7 protein-coding genes are annotated in these 11,925 nt (G+C 64.2%); 4 read left to right on the top strand and 3 right to left on the bottom strand.

The window, feature by feature from the left end:
* Positions 1-212: 212 nt before the first annotated feature.
* Positions 213-2,954: an HTH-type transcriptional regulator MalT gene (malT, locus tag IG627_RS01470; protein WP_193189351.1), complete on the top strand. Its 2,742-nt coding sequence runs from the start codon at positions 213-215 to the stop codon at positions 2,952-2,954.
* Between the two features lie 58 nt (positions 2,955-3,012).
* Here the strand turns inward: malT and IG627_RS01465 are convergent, their stop codons facing one another.
* Both IG627_RS01465 and IG627_RS01460 read right to left on the bottom strand, forming a co-directional pair.
* Positions 3,013-3,972, bottom strand: a complete 960-nt coding sequence (locus IG627_RS01465; RefSeq protein WP_193189350.1) for a histone deacetylase family protein — start codon at positions 3,970-3,972, stop codon at positions 3,013-3,015.
* A complete protein-coding gene (locus tag IG627_RS01460; RefSeq protein ID WP_226864591.1) occupies positions 3,969-4,439 on the bottom strand; it encodes a hypothetical protein in 471 nt (156 codons plus the stop codon). Before IG627_RS01460 ends, IG627_RS01465 begins: the two co-directional genes overlap by 4 nt.
* Positions 4,440-4,983: 544 nt before the next feature.
* Here IG627_RS01460 and IG627_RS01455 point away from each other — a divergent pair.
* Positions 4,984-6,636 (top strand): alpha-amylase family glycosyl hydrolase, encoded by a 1,653-nt coding sequence (locus IG627_RS01455; protein ID WP_193189349.1) that lies wholly within the window; start codon positions 4,984-4,986, stop codon positions 6,634-6,636.
* A 232-nt stretch (positions 6,637-6,868) separates the two neighbouring features.
* Here IG627_RS01455 and IG627_RS01450 read toward each other — a convergent pair whose 3' ends face one another.
* Positions 6,869-7,474 carry a TetR/AcrR family transcriptional regulator gene (locus tag IG627_RS01450; protein ID WP_193189348.1) on the bottom strand — a complete coding sequence of 202 codons (606 nt, stop codon included), beginning with the start codon at positions 7,472-7,474 and terminating at the stop codon, positions 6,869-6,871.
* Between the two features lie 136 nt (positions 7,475-7,610).
* Between IG627_RS01450 and IG627_RS01445 the strand changes: the two genes are divergently transcribed.
* A complete protein-coding gene (locus IG627_RS01445; RefSeq protein ID WP_193189347.1) occupies positions 7,611-8,738 on the top strand; it encodes an efflux RND transporter periplasmic adaptor subunit in 1,128 nt (375 codons plus the stop codon).
* Positions 8,739-8,771: 33 nt separating this feature from the next.
* Entirely contained in the window at positions 8,772-11,858 is a 3,087-nt protein-coding gene (locus tag IG627_RS01440) for an efflux RND transporter permease subunit (protein ID WP_193189346.1), read from the top strand.
* Positions 11,859-11,925: the final 67 nt, after the last annotated feature.

The following is an 11,925-nucleotide window of genomic DNA, read 5'->3' as shown; positions in this document are numbered from 1 at the left end:
GTGCGGCGTTAAGGATAGCCCCGACGCCTGTAATTATCGTGAAATGGCACCGCTGAATCCGTCGAAACTAACATTTAGTCGAAAAATTGCAAAGAAGGCGCCGCCCTACGCCCCTTCAGGGGAGGATGTCACAGCCCTGTCGTCGCGCCACTCTTATGGTGCATAATGCCGTCTGTACAAAAATCAATCATTCAAGACACCCGCATTCAGCGATGCTACTGACTTCCAAATACAGCCTGCCGGACTGCCCCGAGCACACACTGGCGCGCCCGCGCCTGTTGTCACTGCTGAACGACAGCCACAGCGACCAGCTGTTGCTGGTCACGGCGCCAGCCGGCTATGGCAAGACCACCCTGGTCTCCTCCTGGGCCGTCGCCCAGGACACCCCGGTGGCCTGGTACTCCCTGGACGCCAGCGACAACGAACCGGGCCAGTTCTGCCGCTACCTGGTGGAGAGTGTGCACCGTGCCACCGGCAACGGCGTGCCCGAAACCCATAAAGAGATGCACAAGCTGCTCGGCGCCCAGCAGCGCCCGGACCCGACCCTGGTGATCAGCCAGCTGCTGGCGGAACTGCGCGGCCTGCCCAGCGAACTGCGCATAGTGCTGGACGACTATCACCAGATCGACAACGAAGCGGTGCACGACGCCACCCGCTTCCTGCTGCGCCACGCCCCCGCCGGCATCGGTGTGGTGCTGACCAGCCGCAGCCAGCCGCCCCTGGGCCTGGCCTCCCTGCGCGTGGCCGGACGCCTGCTGGAGCTGGGCAGCGAGGAACTGGCACTCAACACGGAAGAAATCGCCCAGCTGCTGCAGCAGAGACTGCCCTTCAACCTGGACAGCGACCGCGCCGGGCAGCTGCACCTGCTCAGCGAGGGCTGGCCCCCGGCGGTGCAGCTGTTCGCACTCTCCGTGCGCGACCGCGACGAGGTGGACCGCTACCTGGCGGAACTGGAGCGCGGCCACAGCCATATCCTCGACTATCTGGCCGAGGAGGTGCTGGAGCGGCTGGAACCGCAACTGCGCGAACTGCTCGCCTGCACCTCGATACTGACCCGCGTCAACGCCCTGCTGGCGGAGACGCTCAGCGGACTCGACGGCGGCCAGCAGCTGCTGGAACTGGCGGCGCGGCGCGGCCTCTTCCTGCAGGCACAGGACTCCAGCCGCCAGTGGTTCCGCTATCACCCGGTGTTTGCCCGCTTCCTGCAGCGCCAGCTCACCGACCACTCGCGCCTGCTGCAACTGCACCGCGCCGCCTGCGACACCTGGCAGCAGCTGGGCCAGCCGCTGGAGGCACTGCGCCACGCGCTGGCGGCGGAGGACCGCGAGCGCATGCGGCAGCTGCTGGCGGAACAGGGCGAACAGCTGCTGCGCGAGGGCCAGGCGCGCATACTGAACGACTGCCTCGACTGGCTGGGCCCCGACGAACTGCAGCGCAACGCCCGCTTTACCCTGATCGCGGCCAAGATGGCCCGCGACAATTTCGAACACGACCGCTGCGACAGGCTACTGGCCGCCGCCGAGAGCTGGCTGCAGCGCGAGGATCCGCAGCGCTGGCGCGAATACGAGGGCGCCTTCGCCGCCGCCCGCGCCCAGGCCGCTGTGGCCCGCGGCCAGACACTGCTGGCCAAGGAATACGCCGAGGAGGCCCTGGGCCTGCTGCGCGACGACCAGCCCGGCGAGCGCATCGCCGCACTGCTGGTGGTCGGTGAGACCGGCTTCTGCCTCGGCGAGCTGGCGCCGGCCAGCGCCCATATGCAGGAGGTCGAGGCCCTGGCGATGGCCGAACAGGACTACCCCAGCGCCGCCTGGGCCATCTGCCAGCAGACCGAAATTGCCATCGCCCAGGGCCTGCTGAAGAAGGCCTCGGCGCTGCAGGCGCGCGCCCAGCGCCTGATCGAGGAGCACCACCTGTCCGGCCTGCCCATCTCCGAATTCATCTGCCGCCTGCGCGGCCAGCTGGAGTGGGAAAAGGGCGACCTGGACGCCGCCGCCGCTTCCGCCCGCCGCGGCATGCAGATCAATCGCAAGGTGGGCGAGCGCTGGCTGCTGCCCGAGTACACGCTGCTGCTGAAAGTGGCCCAGGCCAGGGGTGAGAAAGAGGAATCCCAGGAATGGCTGGCGCGTATAGACCGGCTGCTGAGCGGTGAGCGCTACCACCGCGACTGGGTGGCCAATGCCGACGCCGCGCGCATGCGCGCCTGGCGCGCCCTGGACAATCAGCAGGCCATATACGCCTGGCTGGAACAGGCGGCGCCGGTGGCGGACAGGCCGAGCAATCACTTCGAGCAGTGCCACGGCCGCAACCATGTGCGCGCGCTGATCGAGCTGCACCGCTGGTCCGACGCCAATCGCCTGCTGAGCCGCCTGCAGCAGGTGGCGCGCGACTGCGGCCTGGTGACCGACTGCCTGCGCAACCTGGTACTGGAGGCGCACCTGCTGTGGCTGCGCGAGCGGCGCGACGGCGCTGTCAACGCCATGACCGAAGCGCTCGGCATCGCCGTGGAGCGGGATTTCAGTGCCTCCTTCCTGCAGCTCGGCAAACCCCTGATCGTAATATTGAAAGCCGTCCTCGAGCCGGGAGAAGGGAAGAGCGCCCTGGGCGAGGCAGAGGCCGACCGGGCGCGCGAGTTGATCAAGCTGGCCCAGCAGCAGCCGGAACTGGACGGCGGTATCCGCATTGAGCTGGACGAGACCATCATCAAGGAAATCCTGGAGAGCGATGCGGTACCGGATTTCCTGCGCCACTCGCCGCTGACCCCGCGGGAATGGCAGGTGCTGAATGCCATCCACTCGGGCCTCTCCAACGAGCGCATCGCACGCCACTTCAAGGTGGCCCCCAGCACCATCAAGACCCATATCCGCAGCCTCTACCAGAAGCTGGACGTCAAGGACCGTCAGGAGGCGATTGCACTGGCGGAGCAGATGCTGCGCTCGGTGCAAGATCAGCCGTAGATCGGTACTCCGGTAGGGTGCGCCGCGCGCACCGGCCGGACCTGGTGGATTTGCACAGCTAGTGGCTCAGAGCTTCTCTGGCAGAGGGAGGGGACGGGAGCAGTTCGGCGCAGGCGGAGATTGCAGCTATCACACTGTTGGCGCTATCTTGGGAATAGCCACCTCCGCCAAGGATGACAGAAGGAATTGAACGCTTATTAAGCGCCTGAACGGTCAGCTTTTCACGCTGAACCACATCTTCGGTGGTCAGGCAGAGACCGCCCAGCTTGTCGCTGGTCAGGACATCGGTTCCGGCGACGACGAATGCCAACCGGTAGTCGCCCGCCAGCTTCTCTAGGGCCTCGCCGTATTGCTGTAGGTAGGCCACCCCCTCGGTGCCGGGTGGTAGTGGAACGGGGATATCGACGCGGTCGCGGGTGTAGCCGGACGTGGGGTAGATACCGGCGTTGTACACATCCAGCAGGGTTACCCGGTCGTTATCCATAAAGGTGTAGGCGTTGCCGTTTCCATGGTGGGCATCGGTATCGATGACAAGGATTTTGTCTTCTGGAGACAGGAGGCCACTCTTTACAAGCTGCTGGCGGCAGATGCCGATATCGTTGTAGATACAGAAACCCTCCATATTTTGCGGCATGGCGTGGTGGTAACCGCCGGAGAGGTTCCAGTATATGTCGCCGCATTTCAGTGCCCTTTCCGCTCCCAGCATGGTTCCGGCGACGCCCCAGCGCATTGGGGTGAGTATTTTTTTATCCAAAAATTTGAAGCTGACAAAAGGAATCTTCGGGACTTCAAGAGCCCTGAATACAAAAACAGAGTCCCTGACCTTCCTTCTCATCATGCTGGAAAGGAAATCGTCGACAATTTCCATATCCACGGGAGCGCCAGGGCTCAGGAAGTCTAATTTCTCATTACCTTCCAACGCTCTATGGATTTTCTTGAACTTAACTCCATCAAAGGGGTGCAGGTAGTTCAACAATCCGAGATCGATATTATATTCATCACTATATAAGACGTTCACGCGATCTCCCGGCCAGCCACAGAAAGCTCTTTGGCATAACGTAACACTTCACTCGGCGTCCAGATACCGCGCCCCAAAACTCCCCCAAGTCTTCCATATTCATGAGCAGACGGCCGAAAACTTGGTTCTTTCCCGCTCGCCACTGTCAGGCATTCCGCAACGACATGCGAACAGTTGTACCTCGCCAGTTGATATCGCGGGTTCTTCCTTTGCAGATCAAGAATAAAACTCTCCAACTTGTCGGAATCTATACGTTGGATCGTTATGGTAACCGGATGCCTATTGCCTTCGGACGCAATATCTTCATCCAGCGCCTTCATGAAGTGTCCGGGATGACTACGCTTGATTTTCAGGTCTTTCTTGCCTGCGCCGTCTTCCGGCCAAAAACTGACGTAGTTGCCACCATATGAAAGGGATGCGTGCCCCACCATATTGCCTTCAGGCAGCCAGACATGCACTTTCAACATATCGCCTCCTTGCGATTAAGCGCTTTTAATTCCCTGTCGCGTTATCAACGCACGGACAAAGAAACGCCGCCCGCTGACTATTTTTCAAACGGCGGTTATACAATGCTGCAAGGGAGGCTTGCAAGGAACCGGTGCATTCACTAGAAGAGCAGAAACTGAAACGCGATCGCCAATGAACACACGGTTCCGCTTCGGTATTCGGCGCTTGGCAGTCGATTTCATCAATAAGCCCGCGAAACCGGAACTCCGAGAGTCTGGAGCGAATCAAAGACCTGACCAGCTGGTCACCGCGATCAAGTCGCCTGTAGGCCCCTGAGGAGGACCGGATGCTTCCAGACACTTTCATGTTTTGATTGCGGCCAACGGCCGCTCCAGGCATTCGTAACGCCTTCGGCTCCGCAAGGGGATTCGTCAAACCTGCCATTCCTCCCCCCTCCCCCCTCCACAGGGAGGAGGCAGCCCCCCACCAGCGACGCCATACTCACCCTATCCTTACAGGAGTGGGCCCGCCCGCAATCTCGAATAATGAAATAGGCAGTAACCTATGAGCGGCAACAGCGACAACACCACGGAGTGGTGGCGCAACGGCGTTATCTACCAGATCTACCCGCGCAGCTTCTGCGATGCCAACGGCGACGGCATCGGCGACTTGCCGGGCATCACCCGCAAGCTCGACTATGTGCAGTCCCTCGGCGTGGACGCCATCTGGATATCGCCCTTCTTCAAATCGCCGATGGCGGACTTCGGTTACGACGTATCCGACTACCGCGATGTGGATCCCATCTTCGGCAACCTCGAGGACTTCGACCGCCTGATCGAAGCCGCGCACCAACGCGGCTTGCGGGTCATCATCGACCAGATTCTCAGCCACTCCTCCGACCAGCACCCCTGGTTCGAAGAGAGCCGCTCCAGCCGCGACAATCCCAAGGCCGACTGGTACGTGTGGGCCGACCCCAAGGCGGACGGCAGCGCGCCCAACAACTGGATGTCCAACTTCGGCGGCAGCGCCTGGCGCTGGTGCACCCGTCGCCGCCAGCACTACCTGACCAACTTCCTCAAGGAACAGCCGGACCTGAATCTGCACAATCCAGAGGTACAGGAACAGCTGCTAGCAGACCTGAAATTCTGGCTCGACCGCGGTGTCGACGGCTTCCGCCTGGACGCCATCAATCACGCCTTCCACAACCAGTCACTGGCCGACAACCCGCCGCGCCCGCTGGAGCTGGACGATAAGGGGCAAGCGCCGGTCAATACCTACCAGTACCAGTGGCATATCCACGACAAATCCCAGCCGGAAAACCTGGTTTTCCTGCAGCGCGTGCGCCAACTGATGAACCAGTACCCGGGCACCATCACCGTGGGTGAAGTGGGCGACGACAACACCCACAAGATCATGGCCGAGTACACCACCGGCGAGCGGTTGAACATGGCCTACTCCTTCGACCTGCTGACCGAAGAGAGCAGCGCCGACTTCCTGCGCAATACCCTGGAAAAGAACCGCGCGGTGATCGAACAGGGCTGGCCCTGTTGGTCTATCAGTAACCACGACGTGCCCCGCTCCATCACCCGCTGGAACAAGGGCTTCGACAGTGAACAGGCCCTGGCCCGCGCACCGCTGTTTCTGCTGATGCAACTGACCCTGCGCGGCAGTGTCTGCCTGTACCAGGGCGAGGAACTGGGCCTGGAAGAGGCGGACATCGCCTTCGAGGACCTGGTGGACCCCTACGGCATCAATTTATGGCCGGAATTCAAGGGCCGCGACGGCTGCCGCACCCCCATGCCCTGGTTCAATCACGGCGAGATCAACGCCGGCTTCTCCAAGGTGAAGCCGTGGCTGCCGGTACCCGAGGAACACCACCACAAGGCCGTCAGCGTGCAGGAAGAAAATGCCCACTCGATGCTGAACCGGTTCCGCAGTTTGATCGACTGGCACAGGAACCAGTCGCCGGCCCTGGCCACCGCGGAGCAGCAGGTGGTGGATACGCAAAACGACCTGCTGGTGTTCTACCGCCGCGCAGAAAAAGAAAGTTATCTAGTGGCCCTGAACCTGGGCAGGAGCGAAGAGCATTTTGCCATTCCGGCGGAATTCGCCAATGCGGAAGACATTACCCCGCCGCTCTTCGCCGGCGAGCGCGACGGCGACAAGCTGACGCTGCCACTGGCCGGCGCGCGGGTGCTGCACCTGAAGAAGAGTTAAATAGATAGAGCCGTAGGGTGCGCCGCGCGCACCGGATCGAACCCGCTGCAAGCACCGACATCTTCCGGTGCGCACGGCGCACCCTACGATTGCCACAAAGCAGCTAAGAAGTTTAAGAAGCGCCCCGGTGCCAGCACCGCCATTCGTCCACCGGGGCGCTTCGCCCTAAACAGTTTTATGCGCGTCTCTCCTTTCGACGTCTGCTTCCCTCGCCGGCCCCGTGCCGGCTTTTTTATTGTTCAATATGCGCCGCAATCAACGTCTCGGCGATGCGCGGCAGGGCTTCGGCGGGCGTGTCGCTACCTTTGAGGACCAGCAGGGAGATATAGGCGCCCTCGATCAGCAGGTAGAGCGCATCCGCCAGGGTATCGGGGTCGTGCGCCTCTATTTCCCGGCACAGGGCGCTCAGCCGCTCGCGAATCCGGAGTTTGTTCTGCACTATCACCGCGCGCCCGGGGTGATCCTCCTCCTGTAGCTCCACCACCGCATTGAGCATGGGGCAGCCACGAGGCTGCTCTTCGCACTGGTGACTGAAGGCCGCCATCAGCGCCATCAGCTGCGCCTGCGGATCCCCCGTGTGGGGTGCCAGCACACTGTCCCACCAGGCCCAGAAATCGCGGTCGTGATCGCGCATGCAGGCCGCGACCAGCTCGTCCTTGGAATTGAAATTGCGATAGAGCGTCATCTTGGTGGCATCGGCCTCGCAGGCGATGCTCTCCACACCCACCGCGCGGATACCGTGGCGGTAGAAAAGATCCTTGGCCGCCTCGAAGATGCGGTCCCGCGCCGAGCGGCGGCTTTCGGGGACGGCGGTTTCATTATTTTTTGCTGCGCACATAGCTTGACCCTGTTGACGAGAGAGTTACCGGTCAGTAACATTTCAAATGTTACCGAACGGTATCGTCACATTTTTGCGGCAGAGCCCTACCCGAGTCAAGGGCCACCCACCCCTCAAGTGAAGAAGGAGTTTCGTCATGAACCGTCACAAGCGCATTGCGCCGCTGGCTCTGCTGAGCGTCGTCGTCGGCTTTGGCGCCCTGCTCGGTGCCTGGAAATACAGCGCCGTGAAAGAGGCTGCGGCGGCTTCCGCCTCCCAGCCGGAGCCGATGGAGACAGTCACCGCGGTGGCGGCAGTAGCGCGCGAGCAGCGGCCGACCACCACCGCCGTCGGCACAGTGCTGGCCCTGCGCTCTGTCAGCCTGCGCAACGAACTGCCGGGCACGGTGCAGCGCGTGAACCTGACGCCCGGTGAAATCGTCGAGGCCGGCACCGTGCTGGTGGCCCTCGATGTGTCGGTGGAAGAGGCTGAGCTGGCGGCGAACAAGGCCCAGGCCCAGCTGGCCGACACCGTCTACCGGCGCCTGTCGCGGCTGCGCGAGAGCGGCGCCGTTTCCCAGGATGAGCTGGATCGCGCCAAAGCCGAGCTGGATGTCGCCCAGGCCGGCATCCGCCGCGCCCGGGCCGTGATAGCGCGCAAGACCATCCGCGCCCCCTTCCGCGCCCGGGTCGGCATCGCCGACCTGCACCCGGGCCAGTACCTGGACCAGGGCACACTGCTGACCACCCTGCAGGGCGTGGGTAACGGCGTGCATGTGGATTTCACTGTGGCCCAACAGGTGGCGGCGCAGCTGCGCGAGGGGGAGCCGGTGGAAATCCTCGCAGGCGCCACCGCACAGCCGGCCGGCGCCACCATCGTCGCCCTGGATGCCCGCGTAGATCCGGAAACCCGCAATGCCGCGGTGCGCGCGCTGATCGGTGGCGCGGACAGCACGCCCACACCGGGTGCCTCGGTGCAGGTGCGGGTACCGGTGGGCCCCAGCCGCCCGGCGGTCACCGTGCCGGTGAGCGCGCTGCGTCGCGGACCCGAGGGCGATCGCGTCTTCGTGATCGAACAGGACGCCGGCGGCAACAGCCGCGCCCGCCAGCGGCGGGTACAGGCCGGCGCAGTGCTGGGCGACAGCGTAGTGATCGAGCAGGGCCTGGAGACCGGGGAACAGGTGGCGGCGACCGGTTCCTTCAAGCTCTACGACGGCGTACTGGTGTCCGTTGCGACTGAGCAGCTGGCCAGCACCGCGGCCACCACCAGTGCCGGCAGCCTCTAGACGGCAGCCCCACAGAATTAAGGAAGATTAACCATGCGCGCATTTACCGATGTTTTTATCCGCCACCCGGTGCTGGCACTGGTGGCCAATCTGCTGTTGCTGGTGGTCGGCTGGCGGGCCCTGTCGTCGCTGCCGGTGCAGCAGTACCCGACTCTCGAAAGCTCCTCGGTGGTGGTGACCACCGTCTATCCCGGTGCCGGCGCAGAAACAGTGCGCGCCTCCCTGACCACACCGATTGAGCGCGCCGTCGCCGCCATCAGCGGCGTCGACTATATCGATTCCACCAGCCGCGCCGGTGTCAGCACCGTCACCGTGCACCTGAAACTGAACCACAGCAGCACCACCGCCCTGGCCGAGGTCACCGCGCGCCTGCAGCAGGTGCGCTCCGAACTGCCGGCGGAGGCAGAGCCGCCGGTGGTGGAGGTGCAGCGCGCCGACCGCCCCTACGCCACCTTCTACCTGGGCTTCACCTCCGCCGAGCGCGATGTACCGGCGCTGACCGACTGGCTGTCGCGCACACTGCAGCCGCAGCTGGCGACGCTGGAGGGCGTACAGCGGGTGACCTTCGAGGGCGCGCAGCAACTGGCCATGCGGGTGTGGATAGACCCGGAGCGCCTGGCGGCGCTGAATCTCTCTCCCGGCGACGTGCACGCGGCCCTGCAGCGCAACAACTACCTGGCCGCCGTGGGCCGCACCAAGGGCGAGTGGGTGCAGGTCAACCTGCTGGCCAACACCGACCTGCGCTCGGTGGAGGAGTTCTCCAACCTGATAGTCTCTGAGCGCCAGGGCGCCACGGTGCGCCTGCACGACGTAGCCCGCGTTGAGCTGGGCGCGGAAGAGGCGGAGATGGTGGCCAAGTACAACACCCAGGAAAACGTCTACCTGGGTGTCTGGCCATTGGTCGGTTCCAACGAACTGGAAGTGGCCCAGCGTCTGAAGGACGAGATGGAGCGCATCCGCCCGACACTGCCCCAGGACGTGGAGATGCGACTCGTTTGGGACGGCACCATGTTTATGCGCGACGCCCTGGAGGAGATCAACAAGACGCTGCTGGAGACCATCCTGATCGTCGGCCTGGTGGTCTACCTGTTTATGGGCTCCATCCGCACCGCACTGGTGCCACTGATCGCCATGCCGGTGTCGCTGGTCGGCGCCGGGCTGGTGATGTATATGGCCGGATTCAGCCTCAACCTGTTGAGCCTGCTGGCCATAGTGCTGTCGGTGGGCCTGGTGGTGGACGACGCCATCGTCGTGGTGGAAAACGTCGAGCGGCATGTGCGCGAGGGCAAGTCGCGGGTGGCAGCGGCACTGGCCGGCGCGCGCGAACTGCGCGGACCGGTGATCGCCATGACCATCACCCTGGCCACCGTGTACACGCCCATCGCCTTCCAGGGCGGGCTGACCGGTGCCCTCTTCCTGGAGTTCGCCATCACCCTGGCCGCCGCGGTAGTGGTATCCGGCTTCGTCGCCCTGACCCTGTCGCCGGTAATGAGCTCGCGCTTCGTGCACCCCCACGGCAAGGAGGCCTGGCTGACGGTGCGCGTCAACCGCATCTTCGATGCCGTCAGCCGGGGCTACGCGCGCCTGCTCGACGGCGCCCTGTCCATGCGCTGGGCGGTAGTGGTTGCAGCGCTGATGGTCACTGCCGCCGCCTGGCCGCTGCACCACTTCTCGAAGAAGGAGCTGGCGCCGGTGGAGGACCAGAGCCATATCAGCCTCTTCTTCGAGGCGGCGCCCGATTCGACCCTGGCCGCCAGCAACCGACACTCGATGGAAGTGGCCGAGGCCATCGCCGCGCTGCCGGAAACCGACTTTATGTGGTCGCTGACCTCGGCCTGGGGCGGCTTCGGCGGCCTGGTGACGAAAGACTGGAAAGAGCGCGATCGCTCCACCGCGGAGATGTTTGGCGAAGTCTACGGCGCCGTATCCCAGATACCGGGACTGCGGGTATTTCCCAGCATGGACGCGCCCCTGCCGACGCCGGGCATGTACGACGTGGAGATGCTGCTGCTCAGCGACGCGCCCCTGGAGGAGATGCAGGCGCTGGCCCAGCAGGTGATGAATGCCGGCTGGGGCAGCGGCAAGTTCCTGTACGTGGACAGCGACCTGAAAATCGACCTGCCCGAGGCACGGGTGGTGCTCGACCGGGAGCGGGTGGCCGACCTGGGCCTGGACCTGGCCGACGTGGCACAGGAGCTGGGCACACTGCTGGGCGGCGGCTATGTGAATCGCTTCAACTACTACGACCGCAGCTACAAGGTGATTCCCCAGGTGGGGGACAAGGACAGGGCCACACTGGCACCGCTGCTGGACCTGAAGATCCGCGGTCCCGGCGGTGAACTGGTGCCCGTGTCCGCCTTCACCCGCATCGAGACGGAGACGGCGCCGCGCGCCCTGCACCGCTTCCAGCAGCGCAATGCGGTGCGCATCTTCGGCGGCGTCAATCCCGGCGTCACCAAGGAGGAGGGACTGCGCGTGCTGGAGGAGGCCGCCCTCGCTGCCGGCGGCGCCCTGGCGGTGATCGACCACGCCGGCGAATCGCGCCAGATACGCCAGGAGGGCGGCACCCTGTCCGCCACACTGGGCTTCGCGGTGCTGCTGATCTACCTGGTGCTGTCGGCCCAGTTCCAGAGCTTCCGCGACCCGCTGATAGTGCTACTGGGCTCTGTGCCGCTGGCCATCTCCGGCGCGCTGCTGTTCACCTTCCTGGACTTCACCACGCTGAATATCTATTCACAGGTGGGGCTGATCACCCTGGTGGGGCTGATCGCCAAGAACGGCATACTGATCGTCGAGTTCGCCAACACACTGCAGGCCCGCGGCCTGGCCAAGATGGCGGCGCTGCGCGAGGCCTCCCTGACGCGCCTGCGCCCGGTACTGATGACCTCCGCCGCCACGGTGTTCGGCCACCTGCCGCTGGTGCTTGTGTCCGGCCCCGGCGCCGAGGCGCGCAACAGCATCGGCACTGTGCTGGTCACCGGTATGGTGCTGGGCACCCTGTTACCCCTGTTCGTGGTGCCGGTCTTCTACTCGCTGACCGCGACCGAGGGGCGCGCGCAGCCGGACCCGGAGGAGGCGCCGGCCGACGGCGTTGAGCCACCAAAACTGGCCGCCGCCTGACGGCGGGCCAGTGGCGCACCGCGCGCTCTTTTCGAACCAATACCCCTTTGCCGGCCATGTGCCGGCT

Origin of the sequence: Microbulbifer taiwanensis (genome assembly GCF_014904815.1) — a bacterium.
Lineage (GTDB): Bacteria > Pseudomonadota > Gammaproteobacteria > Pseudomonadales > Cellvibrionaceae > Microbulbifer > Microbulbifer taiwanensis.
Note: the sequence above shows the minus strand (reverse complement) of the source record. Positions and strands in the feature narration are given on the sequence as shown.